Here is an 18,204-nt window from a genome sequence, read left to right as displayed (position 1 = left end):
GTGGCACCCGAAACGTGCCGGCAGTGCCACCCCGCCGGCTAGCCAGTGCCACCCCGCCGAGACCAATTCACTCTTGGGCATGGTCAACCAAATCTTGGAGGGTCGTCACGCGAACAAGGTTGCCGGAATCCAGCAACGCATGGAAACGTTGGCCGATGAATTGGCAGCGACCCAGGCCGAGTTGTTCAACGTTCGGCCAACAATCCAGGTCGATCGTACCCTAGATGTAATCGGGCAGGGCAACCAAGCATTCGCCGCAATGGACCTTGCCGATTTTCCCGAGGCCAAGCCAGCCCTGAATGCCGCACTCGCGGCGGGCGACACCGAAGCTATTACAGAAATCGTAAATCAAGTGAGTGACGCCGAGTGATTGCGGCGGAACCGAAGCGACGGCGTAGTCGCTGACGCCCTCGCCCTAATTTTCCCTTGGGGCGGGGAACTTTTAACCTTTTGGAGAAACAAATGAAAATCACAACTAGAGAATTGAGACGTGTTACAAAAATCAGCGAGGCCGAACTTCGCCACCTCCGCGAGCCGCTCGTTATCGGCGAAGCCACCGACCCGGCGCGGATCATTGTCGAAGGTGACATGATCGACACAGAGAATCCCGTGAACGCAGCATGGCTGAAAATGTCAGACGAGCAACGCACCTCCCTCCGTGTTTTGGCTCTGCGCGCAGCCGCATTACGGGGCGACGTTGCCACACAACAACGTGTGAGCAAGGGTTTACAAATCTAACGGCGGGTGGGCTAACGACCCTTCATGTTTACGACCCTATCGGGTTCCGCCGCGGCGGGGAAGGCACACCCCGCCGCACTTTTTCTAGGAGACACTTATGTCAACATCGAGTTCACACGACGCTTACCATCAAGCGCATGTTTTTGCCGACCACTATCACAAATCCAAAACACTGGAATCCATCGAGCACGAAATCTGTTTGATGCGCGCGATCATTGAAGCCAAGTTGCAGGAGCTACAGGACACGGGCAACGATCCGAATGAAGCCTTGCAGGCCCTGACGCCAGCACTCCAAACGGTCGCGCGACTGGTAAAGACTCAGCAAGAGATTTCCGAACGATGCAACCAAGCGTTGCGCAAGGACACGCTTGCCGAACTGGCCAAGGTGCTGATTGCTGCCGTTACGGACGAAATCATCGACTTGCCCGAAGGTCCTGAACGATTGGAGAGAATTGCCAACAGATTCACGACCGCGATCGACCAAGCGACCAATGCGTAAGGCAGTCCGGTTCCACCTGTTGGCTGCTGAAATCGGGTTCGTTCGGGCGTACAACAAGGTCTACGGCCCGATGCCCACCACACCAAAGGAACTGGCCCAAGTAATGCGGGACTGCTCAGTCCGCGACGTAGCCAACGCCTGTAAGTGTCGCTTCGGCGTAGGCTCAAAATCTACTATTCACCGATGGCTTAGGAAAGGTCCGCCGTAAGGCGGCCATGCAGAAGCATGGTGGGGGTGCTATCGTTCAGCGGTTCTTCGCTCTTGTGAGCCGTGTTGCTAGGGTGTCAGCCCTGGTCGTGTTCGCAACTCCTGGAATTCAAGTGGTTTCCGCGTCGGTTTAGTTTTTGGACCATACGAGGTCGCTGATGCACAAACGACCCTGCAAGCACGAGGTGGAAACCTCGCAGGGGTCCAAGACGGAAACCGAAAAACAACTCACTGATGAGTTATGGCTGTTAATTGCTCCCCTATTTCCCAACCAACCGGTTTCTCCCCAAGGGGGAAGGCCCCGCGCCGACACGCGCGAGTGTGTCGAGGGGATCTTGTGGATATTGAGAACCGGAGCCCGGTGGAAAGACCTGCCGCGGTGTTTCCCCTCGCCAGCCACTTGCTGGCGAAGGTTCAAAGAGTGGACCGAAGCGGGCATCTGGTCCAAGGCGTGGGCACGCCTGCTTCGCAAACTCGACCGCGAAGGCAAAATCAACTGGGAAGAATCGATGGCCGATGGCACCTTTGCCTCGGCAAAAAAAGGGGAGATTGCGTAGGCAAGACCAAACGCGGCAAGGGGACCAAGATCATGGTCCTCATCGATGGCAATGGGTTGCCCCTGGCTGGAGAGATCGCCAGCGCCAGCCCTCACGAGGTCACGCTGATCGAATCTCTGCTCGACCAGCGGATGCTTCCCAAAAGCCCTCGTCGGCTGATCTACGACGGCGCTGCCGACAGTGACCCTTTGCGGAAACGCTTGAGGCGACGCCACATTGACCTGATTTGTCCCCATCGCAGTAACCGCAAGAAAGCAGCAACTCAGGACGGTCGCAAACTGCGCCGTTACCGTCGCCGCTGGAAAGTAGAACGCTCCATCGGCTGGCTGCAAAACTTTCGACGCCTGGTTACGAGATACGAGCACTACGCTCACCTATTTCACGGATTTGTACAACTTGCCTGCCTCATGGTCGTCATGAGGAGGTTTTGAAACTGCTTCTAATCATCAGTCGAAAGCCTCGGAATAGGGCGGTTGCAACCGGGATTGTTGAAAGTGGTTATGAAAATGGCTTCTGTTCCTTGGGCTTGACATTGGCCGCTGGTTTCGGCTGAGTTTCTGCACTCTACGGCTCTAGCGTACTCGCGTTATGCTCATGGAGGGAGGTCTTCTTCACGCACCCGATCTCGAAGCCAAACCAAATTCTCGTACATGGTCTTATCATTCGGTGCCAAGAGATGTGCCTCTTCGGCTTCCCTCAACGCTTCGCACCAGTTGTTTTCCTCTGCAAACATGAGGGATCGATAATGGTGGACATCTACCCTGAACTCTGCGTCTCCCGCAATAACTTCAAGGTCCTCCCGAGCCAAATCGAAACCCCGCAAATGGAAATAACAGACAGCTCTGTCTAAGTAATACCTGTTATGTTCCGGGTTTATACTAATCGCAGCGGATAAGTCCGCTGCTTCCAGTTCATACTCCTGCGTGGCCCCGAAGACTCTGCTTCGAGCATGAAGCGCGGCGTCTTTCGGCTCTTCCAATTCAATCAACATAGTGAACGCTTTCAGGGCCTCATCGTATGATTGCATTGCTTCATGCGCAAGGCCTTTCCAGTAGTATGCTATGGGTTCGTCAGGCAAGATTTCTACGGCGTATGTAGACAATTGTGCTGCCGCTTCAAACTTCCCGAGATTAAAATCGCAGATTGACAAATCAACCAAGCCAAGGTATGTGTCTCTATCCTCCGTTGCTCTAACCACAAACTCTGCAAAGCAGTCTCTAGCCTTTATTGTGTCGTCGAGAGCAACAAGAATCAGTCCATTTAGGCGCACATGAGCAGGATTCTGGCTTAAGACCAAGAGTTCCTCTGCATATGGCAGGGCCTCACCTGGTCTTCCCAATTGGTAGAGTAATTCGGCAGCGTTGGCAAACGGTTTCCAGAGCGAGGGGTCGAGACTCGCTGCCAACTTGTACTCTACAATCGCCCCCACGGCATCGTCCGATAGCTGTTTAATCACGCCGAGCACATTGTGTGCATCTGCGTTGTTGGGCGAAACCGCCAGTACAGCTTCGACTAGACGTTGCGCTTCGTCTAAGTCCCCCGCTTCAAGTGCGAGCCTCGCCTGCTCGGTCTTGTTAGACGACTTTGACATGATTACTGCGAAAACATCTAAAATCTTACTCTGTATTAGGCCACACGCGGTTCACAGCGATCATGAAGGTACGGTTCCAGTAAGGGATAAGGAACGATCCAGAAGAAGATATTTGGGACTCTTACTTTTTGCCACCAAGGTGTTCCACAACCGCAAGGTTTGGGCGTAGTTGTAGGGCTGGGAGTTGGTTTAGTCTCAATAATCGTACGGGGTGTAGTCAAGTCCGGGTAGTAACCGGGACCATATGTCGGAGTAGTTGGAGAAGAAAGTGGAATGAGGGGCAGGAAATCTGGCGTGGGAGTGTATGCAGCCGGACCCGTGGGCACTTCCGGGGAAAGGTGAGGATTTATCCTTTTAGGAAGACGTTCAGACAGCGGACCCGATTGTGGAGGCCTACTTCCGCCAGGTCCGGGCCCAGGCCCAGGCCCAGGCCCAGGCCCAGGACCTTGATTACCATCAGGACAAGCATTGGGGGCGGCTATCGCAACCAAAGCTGCAAACTGGCACACAGTTCGATCATCCACATCGGAGAGATCAAAGCCCAACCACCCCTGATCGAATATTCTAAGCAATCCGACGCGATACCGCCGTACCTTGACGCCACCAATCCGACAAAGGACTTCCAGCGTGCAGATACCGTCCTTTTCAGTCGGTCGGACAGCGAGTGGTGGTTCAAGCCCCATTGGGTCCGTATGCATAGTCGGCATCCCCCCCACATAGGCATACAAGTTCATCCCACCCCCGTACCCAATCGGGTCCCGACTCACGAACCGCCCAAGCTGCGGGTGGTAGTACCGATACCTCGAGTATTGCAAACCCGTCTCGGGATCGAGTCTCCTTCCGGTATACAGAAACTCGTTACCAATGCTGCTCGCTTCGGTGCATGAGTCCACCTACTTCTCAGCTCGCTCGGGCTGCCACAACACCAGGTCGGCGGTTGGCTCTTGCACCGCTTTGGGCCAGGTGCCTTTGCGCACTTGTAGCTTGAGTTGGAACGTTGCGGCGTCGCGGCGGCTGGGGATCATGCCCCGGCTGACGTTGCCGGCGCCTTGCAGGCCTGGCTGGGGGAAGTAGCCCGCCGCGGCCGCGCCTTGTTTGCGGCCGCGAACGGGGATGAGCAGTTGGCGCCACTGCCCTTCGGCTTTGGGAAAGCTGCAATCGATGACGAACAGTTGATCGAACTGGCCATCGGCACGGCGGTAGAGTTGCTGGCGAAACGAGTAGTCGACGTCCTGGGGGCCGCGATTGGCGCCTTGCGGGCCCTGCTGCGACCAGACGAGTTCCGCGTCGGGACCGGCAAGCTGGGTGTCTTTGTCGCCTGGCACCGCCAGCGGGGGTCGGCCCGCGGCGCCCAGCAGGTCGTTCCATGAGATTTCCACCTTGCCGGTGCCGATGTAGCGATCGCCCACGAAGACGAGCGTGTCTTCGCTGGCCTCGACGTTGAGTCCGCCCAACAGGCCCAACTCATTGCGAGTCAGCGGGGTGGTCAGCACGATCCACGTCACCAATGCGAATGCTGTGAACACAGCCCCCAGGAGCAGCCACACCCCCAGCTTTCCCGACCAACCGGGCTGCGTTTGGACCGAGGGAGTCTCGTCGCCGGTGTTGGCGAACCCATTCTTCATCGTGACAACGGTTGCGGGAGTATTCGCGAACAGTGACTGGCAAGGTGGCCGGGGTGACTACTCCTAGTAGATCGTGCGGCCGCCGTTGACGTCCAGGGTGGCCCCTGTGACGAAGCTGGCTTCCTCGCTCACCAGGTACAATAAAGCATGGGCCACGTCCTGCGGATCGCCAAACTTGCCCATCGGCGCGGTGGCGAGATAATCGGCCTTTTCCTCGTCCGTGGCATCGCTGTGACGTTCGACGGGAATCCAACCGGGCGCGATGATATTAACGGTTACGCCATAAGGAGCGAACTCGCGGGCATTGCTACGGGCCAGGCCGGTCTGCCCTCCCTTGGCCGAGCAGTAGGGGCAAAATTCCGCCCACGAGCCGGGGAACACCTCGCTCGACAGATGCACAATGCGTCCCCACCCCTGCTGGCGCATGTGCGGCAGGCAAGCTTGCGTGAGCAAGAAGGGGCTTTTTTGAAAGAAGTCGACCATCCGCTGGAAGAAGGCCCAGTCGTACTCTTCGATGGGCTTGAGCGGTTGCTCGCACGTGGCGTTGGGCACCAGGATGTCGACCGGTCCGATCTTCTCGGCCACTTCCGCCACGATCTGCTGGACGCCCTGCTCGTCGGTAACGTCGCCCCGCACCAGGCAGTGCTCGCCGCCGACGGCCTGCAGGTCGGCAAACGACTGCTCGGCCAGTTCCTGGTTGCCGTAGTAGTTCATGGCCACCCGAGCGCCATTCTCCGCCAGCTTCAAGGCCATCTGCTTGCCGAGGCCGCGGGTGCTGCCAGTGATGAGGGCGACACGATTGTTGATGGTGAGAGACATATTGAATTCTTCGTACCGTTGTTAGCAGTCAAAGTGAAATTCGCGCGACGAGCGATTCACGCCGAGCGATCAATCAAGCGCCTGTGGAATGGCTTAAGATACCACCGCCACGCTGGGTGTCGAAAGTGTCACGCGATGATCTCGTGGATCGGCTCCACGTGCTCGACGCCCACCAGCTTCTGATCGAGACCATTGTAGAAGTAGCTGAGGTGATTGGGATCGAGGCCCAGTTGCTTCAGCACCGTGGCGTGTAGCTCTTTCACCTCAGTGGGTCGCTCGACGGCGCGGCTGCCGAGTTCGTCGGTCTGGCCGATGCTCACGCCCCCTTTGATGCCGCCGCCTGCCATCCACATGGTGAAGCCGTAACTGTTGTGATCGCGCCCGGTGCCCTTGGCGTATTCGGCGGTCGGCTGGCGGCCGAACTCGCCGCCCCAGACGACGAGCGTCTCGTCCAGCATGCCCCGCTGTTTCAAATCGCGCAGCAGGGCGGCCACCGGCTGATCGGTTTCGCCGGCGTGCTTGTTGTGGTTGAACTCCAGATCGCCGTGGGCATCCCAGTTGTGGTCGATGTGGTTGCCACCCGAGTAAACCTGGATGAACCGCACACCCCGCTCGACCAGGCGTCGGGCAAGCAGGCATTGCGAACCAAAGTGGTGCGTCGGCTCGCGGCCCACGCCGTACATGTCGAGCGTGCCTTGCGACTCCTGCGCGAAGTCGACCGCCTCGGGCGCGGAGACTTGCATCTTGTAGGCCAGTTCGTAGCTGGCAATGCGAGCGGCCAGATCGGTGTTGTCGATCCGCGGCTGCATATGACGTCGATTGATGTCGCCCAGTGTGTCGAGCATGTCGCGCTGCAACTCACGCGTGGTGCCGGCGGGACGCGAAAGGTTCAGCACCGGCGCGCCTTCGTGCTTGAAGGTGGCTCCCTGGTACGTGGCCGGCATGTAGCCGCTCGACCAGTTCTTAGCGCCGGAGATCGGTCCGCCGGTCGGATCGAGCATCACCACGAAACCCGGCAGGTTCTCGTTCATCGTGCCCAGACCATAGTTCACCCAGGACCCCATGGCCGGGCTGCCGGAGATGAGCTTGCCGGAGTTCATCATCAGCATGGCCGAGCCATGGATGGGCGAGTCGGCCTGCATCGAATGCACGAAGGCGATGTCGTCCACGCACTCGGCGACATGCGGGAACAGGTCGCTGACCCATTTGCCACACTGGCCGTACTGCTTGAACTTCCATCGCGGTTCGACGATGCGGCCTTCGTTCTTCTTGCCGCCGCGGCCGAAGGTCTTGACCGCCACACTCTTGTTGTCCATGCCCACCAGGTTCGGCTTGTAGTCGAACGTGTCGATGTGGCTGGGCCCACCATACATGAACAGGAAGATGACACTCTTGGCCTTGGCCGTGCCCGAGGGCGACTTGGGTGCCAGGGGATTGGCATCCGCTCCGGCCAGGCCGGAGGCCGCGGCCGAGGAGCCGAAGAAGCCATCGCCGGCCAGCATGCCAGCCAGCGCCGTGGCGCCAAATCCCGCGCCGGTTTCCCACAGGAACTGGCGGCGGGTGCGGTTGCAGAAGTTACGCATGGTCATCCCGATTGCCTCACAAGCTGATGGCTAGTCGACAAACACGAACTCGTTCAGATTCAGCACCATCAAGCACACCTGCTCGAAGGCCTGTCGATCGTTGAGTCCATGCTGCTGACGATATTGATCGTAGAGTTTCCGGCTGTCGGCCACCGTTTCTTCGTCCGCTTCGCGGCCCAGTGCCAGGTGCAAGGCGTGGCGCAGTTGCTGGTCGATGCCACCGCCCGCTTGCTGCTCGACGCGGCTGGCGAAGTGCCGGGACTGAGTTTGCATGAATTCGCCATGCAGCAGGTTCAGCGCCTGGGCGGCCTGCGTAGTGTTGAAACGCGCCTCGCAGCTGGTGTCGGTCTCGGGGAAGTCGAACACGGCGAGCTCCGGCACGATCAAGCTGCGCTTCACGTGGATGTAGATGCTCCGCCGCGCGGCCTCCCGCGGATCGGAGGTGTGCCAGTCCTGGCCCGGTCGACTTTGCGTGGCGAGCACCTCGGCCGATAGCTTGGGATAGATGCTGGGGCCATATTGCTTTTCGTTCAACTGGCCGGAGACATACAGCACCGTGTCGCGCATCTCCTCGGCCGTGAGCCGGCGCATGTCGAACCGCCAGAACAGGTCGTTCGCCGGATCGACCGCCAGGGCTTCCGGCCGCGCGGTACTGGCCATCTGATAGGTGCTGGAGGTGAGGATCAGGCGGTGCAGCGATTTGAGCTGCCACTGGTGATCGATCAGATAGAACGACAGCCAATCGAGCAGTTCCTTATGCGTGGGCGGTGTGCCCAACAGGCCGAAGTTGCTGGAACTGCGGACAATGCCGCGGCCGAAGTGGTGTTGCCACACACGATTGGCGATCACGCGGCCGGTGAGCATGTTGTCGGGGCTCGCAATCCAATCGGCCAGCACTCGCCGCCGCCCCGCCGAGTGGGCATCGGCCGGGGCTGCGGGTATCTCGGGGCACTCGTCGTCGAACAATTCAGGAAACGATGGCGTGACCACGTCGCCCGGCACGTGGGGATTGCCTCGCATCATGACGGTGGTGGGCTCGGGCTGGGCGTCGCACGTTGCCAGCGACAACACCCATTCAGCCGGCGGCAACTCGCGCTGCGCGTCCCTGAGTTCCTCCCGCTCGCTACGCAGCAGAGTGTATTCGTCGCGCTCGGCGTCGGTCTGGTGCTCGTCGAGTTTCTCTCGCAACAGCTCGCGCCGTTCGCTGGTTTCGCTGCGGTGTTGATCGGGCGCCGACATACGGTCGATGGCCAGCTCTTCGAGCTCGGTCATCCGCTTTCGCACGACTATCATTCGCTCTTCGATCTCGCCACGGCGGCGGGAGGCCTCGGAGGGCGAACAATCTCTCAAGCTGTTTTGCCTTGCATCGCGGCCGCGTGGAGTGGCATACGGCGTGACGTCGGCAAAGAACGACAACATGCTGTAGTAGTCGGTCTGCGGCATCGGGTCGATCTTATGATCGTGGCACCGCGCACAGCCCACGGTGAGCCCGAGGAAAGCCTGGCCGGTGGTCGAAACGATGTTGTCCAGGTCGTCGTAACGCGACTGCAACGCATCGGCCGGTTCGTCATCCCAGGTGCCCAGCCGATAGTAGCCGGTGGCCGTCATGGTTTCGGTCGTGACTTCGTCGAGTTCGTCGCCGGCAAGCTGTTCGCGAACGAACTGATCGTACGGCTTGTCGTCGTTCAGCGAGCGAATCACGTAGTCGCGGTACTTCCACACAAACGGCTTGGGCGCGTCGCGCTCGAAGCTGTTGGTCTCCGCGTAACGCACCAGGTCCAACCAGTGCCGCGCCCACTTCTCGCCGTAGCGGGGCGAGGCCAGCAGCTTGTCGACCAACCGCTCGTACGCATCGGGGCGCTCGTCGGCCAGGAACTCCTCCAACTGCTCCAGCGTGGGTGGCAGGCCGGTCACATCGTAGTACACCCGGCGGGCCAGCACCCGGCGGTCAGCGGGAGGAGCCGGTTCGATCCCCCTCGCTTCGAGCTTCGCCAGCACAAAGGCGTCAATCGGGTTGGCCACCCACGTGTTGTTCTCTACGGCTGGGGGTTCGGCCCGCTGCGGTTGCTCGAAGGCCCAGTGCTTTTCGTACTCGCCCCCTTCGGCGATCCAGCGCCGGAGCAGCTCAATCTCGGCCGGCTTCAGCGGCTCGCCTTCCGGCGGCATGCGTTCCCACTCGTCGGTCGAGGCTACCCGCCGCAGCAGTTCGCTTTCGTCCGGCTTGCCAGGCACAATGGCCATCGTGCCCGAGTCGGGTTCGGCATGGGCCAGCTTCTCTTCGTGCAGGGCCAGCCCGCTTTCCGCTTCGTCAGGACCATGGCAAGCAAAGCACCGCGCAGCCAGCAATGGCTGAATCTGACGCGAGTAGCTTATCTTCTCTTCCGCCCCCTGGGTGAATGCACCACTGAGAAATAGCGCTGCCACCAGGGCAGTCAAACGGCGGCAATGGGCGGGCAGGGCAAATCGAATCACGATAGGCAACGCGGGCCGAGAGAGGCGGGTGGGAAACTGGGGAAGGCAGAGGGCGCATCTCAGCGAGTAGATATCGCCCGTACACCAGCAATATACTGGATTGACGACATTGGAGTCAAAAATTTCGAATCCGTGGCATTATGCTGGGTACCGCAGGTCAATCGATGAGCGGTTGGCAGATTTTCGGTACTCCGGACGAAACATCGGCAGCGGGCTGCAACTTACTTCTATCTTCTTGAATCAACATGGCCAGCGGCGAAGAAGACGTCGAACAACTGATCGCGACGATCTACCAGCGCGAGTCGCGGCGCATCTTTGCCACGCTCGTTCGTCTGCTGGGCGATTTCGATCTGGCAGAAGACGCCATGCACGAAGCATTTGCCTCGGCCATGACGCAATGGACCAACGAAGGAGTTCCCCAAAACCCACGGGCGTGGCTCGTGTCCACGGGGCGCTTCAAAGCCATCGACACCATTCGGCGGCGGACCCGCTTCGATGCCAACCTCGAGCAGTTGGCCCGCCGGATGGAAGCAGAGTCGCCACCCGACATCAGCCAACTGGATCGCCGCCAACTGGAAGACGATCAACTGCGGCTCATCTTCACCTGCTGCCACCCTGCCCTGGCAGCGGATACGCAGGTGGCGCTCACGCTCCGCGAAGTTTGCGGCCTGAAGACCGAAGAAGTCGCTTCGGCGTTCCTGACCAAGCCCTCGACCATGGCGCAACGCATCGTCCGCGGCAAGGCCAAGATTCGCGAAGCCAACATCCCGTTCGAGGTGCCTGCGCTCGACGAGGTTCCGCAGCGGCTCGACTCGGTGTTATCGGTCGTCTACCTGGTGTTCAACGAAGGCTACTCGGCATCGTCGGGCGAGTCGGCCACGCGGACCGACCTGTCGGCCGAAGCCATCCGTCTGGGCCGGCTACTGGCCGAACTTCTGCCCGACGCCGAAGTGCTGGGACTGCTCGCCTTGATGCTGCTTCACGAATCGCGACGCACCGCGCGAACCGACGCCACTGGCGACCTGGTGCTGCTCGAAGATCAAGATCGCTCGCTGTGGGACCAACAACTGATTGCCGAAGGTCGCCAGTTGGTGTCCCGGGCGCTGGCCACGGGTCGCATCGGCATGTACACGTTACAAGCGTCGATCTCGGCGGTGCACGCCAGCGCCGCGGAGTTCGACGCCACGGATTGGTCGCAGATCGTCTCCTACTACGACATCCTGCTGCAGGCGGCCCCCTCGCCCGTGGTGCGACTCAACCGCGCGGTGGCAATCGCCATGCGCGACGGCGCCGAGGTGGGACTGGCCGAAGTGGATGAGGTTCTCGCCAGTGGCCAGCTGCAGGACTATCACCTGGCCCACGCCGCCCGGGCGGATCTTTGCCGGCGTCTAGACCGCACGGACGACGCACGCGCGTCGTACCAGGCGGCCCTCGAGCTAGCCACCCAGGAACCCGAGCGGCGATTCCTGGAGAAGCGTCTCCGAGAGCTCGCTTAACCCTATGGTTCTGTAGGCCGTGCGAATTCGACACGGATCTTCGCGACCGATTCCATTCCGATGGCCTGACCTTGCCGTACGATGGTGTCATGGCTGGCCGGCTGAACCTCGCTTAACTTCAATCGCCCACGACTTTTACGAACTGGCCGGTTTTTTTCTGAGAAACTTTCGAGACCGATGTCGAGCACGGCGGTGCTACATCGACAAGCTCATGGAACGGGTGACAGGCATCCGGCACGCAGCTCTTACTTACAGGAAAACTCCCCATGGTCTCTCCCATCCCTTCCGGCCGCGAAGGCTTGATTCCGCACCTGGTTTGCAGCCCCTGCACCGAAGCGATTCAGTTCTACCAGAAGGCCTTTGGCGCCGAGTCGCTGGGTTGCCTGATGTCGCCCGATGGCGAGCGCGTGATGCACGCCGAGTTGTCGATCGATGGCAAGGTGATTTACCTGGCCGACGATTTCCCCGAGTACTGTGGCGGAGCGGCTCAGAATCCCAAAGCGCTGGGCGGCACGCCAGTGACCGTGCATCGCTACGTGAAAGACTGCGACGCCGTATACAACCGCGCCATCGAAGCGGGGGCGACGCCCAAAATGCCAACCTCCGACATGTTCTGGGGCGATCGCTACGGCATGGTCACCGATCCCTACGGCCATAGCTGGTCGTTCGCCACGCATCAGCGCGAGCTCTCGCCAGCAGAGATGCAACAGGCGATGGTCGAAGCCTTCCAGCAAGCGGACGCCCAGCAGTAATCGATCATCGGCGATCCGAGACCTACACTCATAACCAGATACGGGAAGTCACTCTCATGAAATTCATTTGCTTGGGATATTGCGACGAATCGAAGTTCGAAGACATGGCTCCGGAGGAGTTCCAAGAGAAAATGGACGAATGCTTCGCCTACGACGACGAACTGCGTCGCGGTGGGCATTTCCTCGGGGGCGAAGCGCTGCAGAGTGTCCGCGACAGCGTGGCCCTGGAACTGGTGAATGGCCAGGTGTCGGTAATCGATGGCCCGTTTGTTGAAACCAAGGAGCAACTCGGCGGCATCCTGCTGCTCGAGGCCCGCGACTTGAACCACGCCATCGCGCTGATGTCGAAGCACCCGGGCATCCAGTTCGGCCATTGGGAGATTCGCCCTGCCGACGAGACGATCAATGCCCTGGTGGCCGAGCGCGATGCGAAGTTCAGCGTGCACCCATCGTAGCTCGCGGCTGTCCACTGAGTCTGAATCTTAAAAAGGAACGAAGCAATGCAAGTGATGGTCATGGTCAAAGCGACCGCCAGCAGCGAGCGGGGCGAACTACCCAGCACGCAACTGATCGCCGATATGTTCGAGTTCAACGAGCAACTCGTGAAAGCGGGCATCATGCAAGCCGGCGCCGGCCTGCAACCCAGCTCGCAGGGTTGCCGCGTGCAATTCTCCGGTAGCGACCGCGCGGTGGTCGATGGTCCGTTCACCGAGACCAAGGAACTGGTCGCCGGCTACTGGCTGTGGCAGGTCGAATCGATGGAGCAAGCCATCGAATGGGTCAAGAAGTGCCCCAACCCGATGCCGGAAGACTCGGAAATTGAAGTCCGCCCTCTATTCGAGGCGGAAGACTTCGGCGAGAACATGACGCCCGAACTGAAGGAACGGGACGAACGCCTCCGTGCTGAAGTCGACAAACAAAACACCCCGTAAGCACCCAGTATTCCATTACATCCCCCTTACCACACAACACTCATGTCAATCACCACCAGTCGCATCACGCCCTGTCTCTGGTTCGATGGTCAGGCACAGCAGGCGGCCGAGCATTACACTTCGATCTTTCCCAACTCCCAAATGGGGGCAGTGACTCACTACACGAAAGCCGGACAGGAAGTCCATGGACAACAGGCTGGTTCGGTGCTGACCGTCGAGTTCGAGCTGGATGGCCAATCTTTCACGGCGCTCAACGGTGGGCCGCTGTACCAATTCACCGAAGCAATTTCGCTGCAGGTCCACTGCGACTCTCAAGACGAAGTCGACTACTACTGGGAGCAGCTATCGGCAGGTGGCGACCCTGCCGCGCAGCAATGCGGCTGGCTGAAGGACCAATTCGGCGTCTCATGGCAAATCGTACCCAAAGTGCTGAACCGGCTGCTTTTCGGCGGCACCGAAGTGCAAAGCGAGTTCGTGATGGGCGCTCTCATGACGATGAAAAAACTCGACATCGAAATGCTGGAGACGGCATTCGTCGAAGCATAGCATCCGACTCACCTGCGGACCACTCGACCCCGATCGAACAACCAACGAGGACCCCATCGATGAAGTACATGCTGCTGGTTTACGGCGCCGAAGACTCCTACACCGAAGCTGAGCGGGCTGCTTGCATGCAGGAGTCGGCCGAACTGTGCCACGAACTGAGCGAGAAAGGACAGTACCTGCTCTCCTCGCCACTGCACCCGGTATCGACCGCCACCAGCGTCCGCGTCCGCGAAGGCCAACGCCAGGTGACCGACGGCCCCTTCGCCGAAACCACCGAACAACTCGGCGGCTTCTACCTGATCGACGTCCCCACGCTGGACGACGCGGTTGCCTTCGCCGCCCGCATCCCACCTGCCAAGAAAGGCACCGTCGAAGTGCGTCCAGTGTTCGAACTAGAGAGCCTGCCCACCACGCCCACCGAAGCGTGACCCCCTCTCCTCGCACGCGGGCCTGAGCTACGAGACCTTGACGCCACCGGTGGCGTCAGGAACACTGAGAGCGAGTCTAATGACTGAAGGGCCCCCGCAGCTCAGGGGCGAGCCAAAACGGGTCCAGCAAACACCGGATAACACGGTGTTCTCCGATGCTTTTGAGAATCGAGGCCGTCGAGAGATTTCCCAAACTTGACCAAGATTGACCCCGATTTACTGACATACTGACACTGCAGTAATGTCAGCCGCTGTATCCCAAGATTGTGCGTCGGCTACGAAGGCGGCTTCAACAACCATTTCGCAACAGAGCATTGAGAAGGCTTACCGGATAGGACTCGTGCTCACAACCCTCAGTGCATGAGATGAGGACAACAGGCTGTGTTCACGTTTGGTCGAGAGCATGAGAAGAAGCGTTCGGGTGAGTACCTTCGCAATCCTGATGAACTACACAGGATTCACTACGTTATCGACGCCGTTCACGATCTCTTGGATGGGTCTACGACCGACGATGAAGTGAAACCCGTCATCTCTGGAGCCTTCGTGGATGGCGGGTCTGGCGTTTGGGAGCAAACCGGAAATTGGCTGGTTAAGATCGGTCGCGAGTACCCCAACCTAAGCGGTCTTTGGACGACCTTTGCTTCTCATCGTTCGTCCACGATTCGGTTTCGCGCTGCTGCCTACATCTGCGACGTTCCAGATGAAGTTTTCGCAGAAATCTTCCCGCAACTTCTGAACGACAAGTCTGCGAAGGTCAGGTCTAAGGTGGCGGGTGACATAGCTGTGTCACCTCGGTTAAACGCCAAAGACCAGCTTTTGGAACGGCTCGCAATAGAAACAGACCCGACAGTCCGTGAGTCGCTTGATTGGGCTATAAAGTCTACCAGCGAACTCGCGACTGAGTCTTGAGGACTGCTTGTGCGCAGAATCAAACGCGGCATTTTCAGAGTGACACAGGTTGGTGCCATGCCAAGCCACAAAATGAATCGTCCTGCATTGGACGCCAGTGAATCGGAAATCCTGGATTACGCGAAATCTTGGATAAGGCTGGCTGCCCGAAAGGGATTTGAGGCAGCAGTCTCCGAATTGGAGCCGAGCCGATCAGTACACTGGACACAATCGCTCTTGGAGCAAGTAACCTTCGACCATTTCGGAGACGGATGCCAACCCAGAATTACCGACCCTGACAAGGTGCAAGACCTTCACGTCGAAGCGTATGAATACAACGATGGAACTGGCTACGCAGTGGACCACGACTTACCTCTGGACGGAAAACGTTCAGACTTCACTGTGCAGTTCGATTTTCGGAAGGGAGTAACGGAATACTTGGTCTACTTGGACGACATCCACGTTTTGTAACTACCTCCCAACGAACCCACCCGCTTCCTGGCTCCGAATGGTGCTTTGTTACTCAAAAGACTGCGTTGATCCCAATCACAGTCATTGTTATGCACCAGGTTCTCGACAATCTGATTGACCGCTTCCGAAGGGCACAGGACCTCGCTGTTGACACATTGCTTCACGATTTGTCGATTCCACTCCCCGAATCCAATCGTGCGTGGCCGTTCTACTGTGCTGCGAATGGTCTACATGACACGCGAGAGTTGAACGGAATCGGTATCTACGCACATGGTTATGGCGTAGAACTGAAAATCAACGATCTTGTTATTGACTTCGATTGGGGCGACAACGGCGAACGCGATGGATTCGATGCTTGGCGGCTCTGGAACTTCCAAGCAGGAAATTGCCCAGAAATGGAATGTTCGCACAACGCCGTAAAGGATTGGCTCGAAACGGCATTTAACGAAGGCGAACTAATCAAAGACACCTCGCTCTACTACGACCCCAGACGCCGTGCATCGTGACGCTTGCAGATGCAATCACTAATGCGGGTGCCCCGCTTCCTCGCTCCGAATGGTGCTTTGCCGCCTTGCGGAGAAACCCGACCGCCGTGCCGTGAACCAGCCACCAGCCGCACGGGCCTGAGCTACGAGACCTTGACGCCACCGGTGGCGTCAGGAACACTGAGAGCGAGTTCACAGAACTCAGTGCCCCCGTAGCTCAGGGGATAGAGCATCGGTTTCCTAAACCGTGTGTCGCAGGTTCGAATCCTGCCGGGGGCGCTTTTTGAGGCCGGATGGAATTGGGCGGGGCGTCTGCTATTCTGCTTCCATCGCTTCGTAGAGGTCCATCCACTGCTCTTCCAGTTCTTGGAGCTCCGTAGCGATCTGGGTGGTGCGATCGTGCAGCTTCTGTGCTTCGGCGGCGTCGGTCACTTGCAGTAACTCTTCGTTGGCTGCTTTTTGCTCTTCGTCGAGCTTGGCAATTTTGCGTTCTACCGACTTCAGGCGTTTTTGGGCGTCGCGGTCGGCGCGGGCGGTGGCTTTCCTGTCGGCGATGGCGTCGTCCGGTGCACCGTGGGCGGCTGCTTCGGCTCGCAGGCCGGCGTCGATTTCCTTCTGCACGCGGTACACGTAGTCGTCGTAGCTGGATGGGTAGATCACGACGCGACCTTCACGGACCTCGATCACATCGGTGGCCACGCGTCGCATGAAGTGGCGGTCGTGGCTGGTGAAGATCACGGTGCCCTCGTAACGCTCCAGCGCGTCGGCCAGGGCTTCGACGGTCTCCACGTCCAGGTGGTTGCCCGGTTCGTCGAGCACCAGGACGTTGTGTTTCTGCAGCAGTAAACTGGCCAGCACCAGGCGGGCCCGCTCGCCACCGCTGAGCACTTTGATCCGCTTGTTCACCAGGTCGCCGCCGAACAGGAAGCTACCGGCGATGTCCTTGATCTGCTGCGTGGTGGCGTCGGTGGCCGCTTCGTACTCGAGGTGCTCCATGACGGTCTTCTTGCCGTCGAGCGTGGTGTAGACATGCTGGGCGTAGACGCCCAGGTCGCAGCCGTAGCCCCATTTGAGTTGCCCCTCGAGTGGCTTGAGCGACTCGCAGATGGTGCGGAGGAATGTGGTCTTGCCCTGTCCGTTGTCGCCCACGATGCCGACGCGCGAACCATGTTCGATCTCGATGTGGATGTCGTCGGCCACACGGCGATCGGGATAGCCGATGGCCAGCCGCTCGGTCCGCACGGCGGGGCCGCGGCGGGCTTCGATCTTCGGGAAGCTGAACGACACGCTGGCTTCCTCGCCCGCCACTTCCACCAGTTCGAGTCGTTCGAGCTGCTTGGCTTTGTTCCGCGCCTGACTGGCCGTGTTGGCGTTGGCGCGGTTCTTGTTGATGAACGTTTCGAGCTGCTTGCGTTTAGCCAGCGTCGTGGCGTTCACCCGGCGGTCGTGCTCACGGCGTTCGTCAAGATTCTCGAGGTACGACTCGACATCGCCCGGATACATGGTGAGCTGGCCGCGGGAGACTTCCAGCGTGTGCGAACAGGTCTTCATCAGGAACGAGCGATCGTGCGAGACGATCAAGCAGCCACCGCGAAACTCACGCAGAAAGTGCTCCAGCAGCATCTGCGTGCGAAGATCCAGAAAGTTCGTCGGTTCGTCGAGCACCAGCAAATTGGGATCGTGCAGCAGCAGGGCGGCCAGCTTCACGCGGGTTTGCCAACCGCCAGATAGCTCGCGGACCGGCTGGGCCAGCATGGCGTCGCTGATGGCGAACTGCCAGGCGACCTGACCGCACCGCCAATCTGGCTGCTGGCTGTCGCGCATTAGGAAGTCGAGCACCGTCTCGCCCGGCTGAAATGGATCGTGCTGGCGGAGGTAGCCCAGCCGCAGCTTTTTGCTCCGCACCACCTCGCCGGCGTCGAGTTCTTCTTCGCCCAGCAGGATACGGCACATGGTCGACTTGCCGGCCCCGTTGCGGCCAATCAGGCCCACCTTCTGGTCGTCGGCCAGCGCGCAGGTGGCGCCGTCGAGCAGTTGCTGCTCGCCATATCGTTTGTAAGCGTCTTGCAGAGTGAGAACTACGGGCACTTTATTGGGCACACAGTCGCTGCGTTG

Annotated in this window: 19 protein-coding genes, 1 tRNA gene and 1 pseudogene; 14 read left to right on the top strand and 7 right to left on the bottom strand. The window is 59.4% G+C overall.

All coding sequences use genetic code 11. The features are described from left to right. From NG895_RS24445 to NG895_RS24430, 4 genes and pseudogenes are all read left to right on the top strand, one after another. Positions 1-370, top strand: a 370-nt coding sequence (locus NG895_RS24445) for a hypothetical protein (RefSeq protein WP_252855171.1), incomplete at its 5' end; no start/stop codon positions are given. 92 nt (positions 371-462) lie between these two features. Further along, the gene (locus NG895_RS24440; protein WP_252855170.1) at positions 463-738 is read left to right on the top strand and encodes a hypothetical protein; all 276 of its coding nucleotides are present in this window, start codon (positions 463-465) and stop codon (positions 736-738) included. Between the two features lie 97 nt (positions 739-835). Further along, on the top strand, positions 836-1,237 hold the full coding sequence (locus NG895_RS24435; protein WP_252855169.1) for a hypothetical protein: 402 nt from the start codon (positions 836-838) through the stop codon (positions 1,235-1,237). Between the two features lie 446 nt (positions 1,238-1,683). Then, positions 1,684-2,432, top strand: a pseudogene (locus tag NG895_RS24430) (IS5 family transposase); the annotation flags it as partial. Between the two features lie 161 nt (positions 2,433-2,593). Here NG895_RS24430 and NG895_RS24425 read toward each other — a convergent pair. The 6 genes from NG895_RS24425 to NG895_RS24405 form a co-directional block, all read right to left on the bottom strand. Next, positions 2,594-3,592: a tetratricopeptide repeat protein gene (locus NG895_RS24425; RefSeq protein ID WP_252855168.1), complete on the bottom strand. Its 999-nt coding sequence runs from the start codon at positions 3,590-3,592 to the stop codon at positions 2,594-2,596. Positions 3,593-3,627: 35 nt separating this feature from the next. Beyond that, a complete protein-coding gene (locus tag NG895_RS30985; protein ID WP_425267258.1) occupies positions 3,628-4,485 on the bottom strand; it encodes an RHS repeat-associated core domain-containing protein in 858 nt (285 codons plus the stop codon). After that, a complete protein-coding gene (locus tag NG895_RS24420) occupies positions 4,486-5,217 on the bottom strand; it encodes a hypothetical protein (protein WP_252855167.1) in 732 nt (243 codons plus the stop codon). Between the two features lie 63 nt (positions 5,218-5,280). Next, positions 5,281-6,036, bottom strand: coding sequence for an SDR family NAD(P)-dependent oxidoreductase (locus NG895_RS24415; protein WP_252855166.1), 756 nt, complete (start codon positions 6,034-6,036; stop codon positions 5,281-5,283). A gap of 128 nt (positions 6,037-6,164) precedes the next feature. Continuing rightward, positions 6,165-7,625, bottom strand: a complete 1,461-nt coding sequence (locus tag NG895_RS24410; RefSeq protein WP_252855165.1) for a DUF1501 domain-containing protein — start codon at positions 7,623-7,625, stop codon at positions 6,165-6,167. A 24-nt stretch (positions 7,626-7,649) separates the two neighbouring features. Then, on the bottom strand, positions 7,650-10,091 hold the full coding sequence (locus tag NG895_RS24405; RefSeq protein ID WP_252855164.1) for a DUF1549 domain-containing protein: 2,442 nt from the start codon (positions 10,089-10,091) through the stop codon (positions 7,650-7,652). Positions 10,092-10,336: 245 nt separating this feature from the next. On the opposite strand from NG895_RS24405, the gene NG895_RS24400 reads away from it, so the two are divergent. The 10 genes from NG895_RS24400 (at position 10,337) to NG895_RS24360 (ending at position 16,368) form a co-directional block, all read left to right on the top strand. After that, positions 10,337-11,587: an RNA polymerase sigma factor gene (locus NG895_RS24400; protein ID WP_252855163.1), complete on the top strand. Its 1,251-nt coding sequence runs from the start codon at positions 10,337-10,339 to the stop codon at positions 11,585-11,587. Between the two features lie 266 nt (positions 11,588-11,853). Beyond that, positions 11,854-12,339: a VOC family protein gene (locus tag NG895_RS24395; RefSeq protein ID WP_252855162.1), complete on the top strand. Its 486-nt coding sequence runs from the start codon at positions 11,854-11,856 to the stop codon at positions 12,337-12,339. Between the two features lie 56 nt (positions 12,340-12,395). After that, complete coding sequence (locus tag NG895_RS24390) at positions 12,396-12,794, top strand: YciI family protein (protein ID WP_252855161.1); 399 nt, start codon at positions 12,396-12,398, stop codon at positions 12,792-12,794. Positions 12,795-12,839: 45 nt separating this feature from the next. Then, positions 12,840-13,271, top strand: coding sequence for a YciI family protein (locus NG895_RS24385; RefSeq protein ID WP_252855160.1), 432 nt, complete (start codon positions 12,840-12,842; stop codon positions 13,269-13,271). Positions 13,272-13,313: 42 nt separating this feature from the next. Further along, entirely contained in the window at positions 13,314-13,817 is a 504-nt protein-coding gene (locus NG895_RS24380) for a VOC family protein (RefSeq protein ID WP_252855159.1), read from the top strand. Positions 13,818-13,876: 59 nt separating this feature from the next. Beyond that, a complete protein-coding gene (locus NG895_RS24375; RefSeq protein WP_252855158.1) occupies positions 13,877-14,245 on the top strand; it encodes a YciI family protein in 369 nt (122 codons plus the stop codon). Positions 14,246-14,626: 381 nt separating this feature from the next. After that, complete coding sequence (locus tag NG895_RS24370; RefSeq protein ID WP_252855157.1) at positions 14,627-15,154, top strand: HEAT repeat domain-containing protein; 528 nt, start codon at positions 14,627-14,629, stop codon at positions 15,152-15,154. A gap of 57 nt (positions 15,155-15,211) precedes the next feature. Then, a complete protein-coding gene (locus NG895_RS30980) occupies positions 15,212-15,604 on the top strand; it encodes a DUF7668 domain-containing protein (protein ID WP_425267259.1) in 393 nt (130 codons plus the stop codon). 89 nt (positions 15,605-15,693) lie between these two features. Further along, complete coding sequence (locus NG895_RS24365; protein WP_252855156.1) at positions 15,694-16,110, top strand: DUF6896 domain-containing protein; 417 nt, start codon at positions 15,694-15,696, stop codon at positions 16,108-16,110. A gap of 185 nt (positions 16,111-16,295) precedes the next feature. Then, positions 16,296-16,368: transfer RNA gene (locus NG895_RS24360), tRNA-Arg, on the top strand. A gap of 36 nt (positions 16,369-16,404) precedes the next feature. Here NG895_RS24360 and abc-f read toward each other — a convergent pair. Next, complete coding sequence (gene abc-f / locus NG895_RS24355; RefSeq protein ID WP_252855173.1) at positions 16,405-18,177, bottom strand: ribosomal protection-like ABC-F family protein; 1,773 nt, start codon at positions 18,175-18,177, stop codon at positions 16,405-16,407. Positions 18,178-18,204 lie beyond the last annotated feature (27 nt).

The sequence above is a fragment of the Aeoliella straminimaris genome (assembly GCF_024054565.1).
GTDB lineage: Bacteria > Planctomycetota > Planctomycetia > Pirellulales > Lacipirellulaceae > Aeoliella > Aeoliella straminimaris.
The sequence above is the reverse complement of the archived record's forward strand: the minus strand, read 5'-3'. Positions and strand labels throughout refer to the sequence as shown.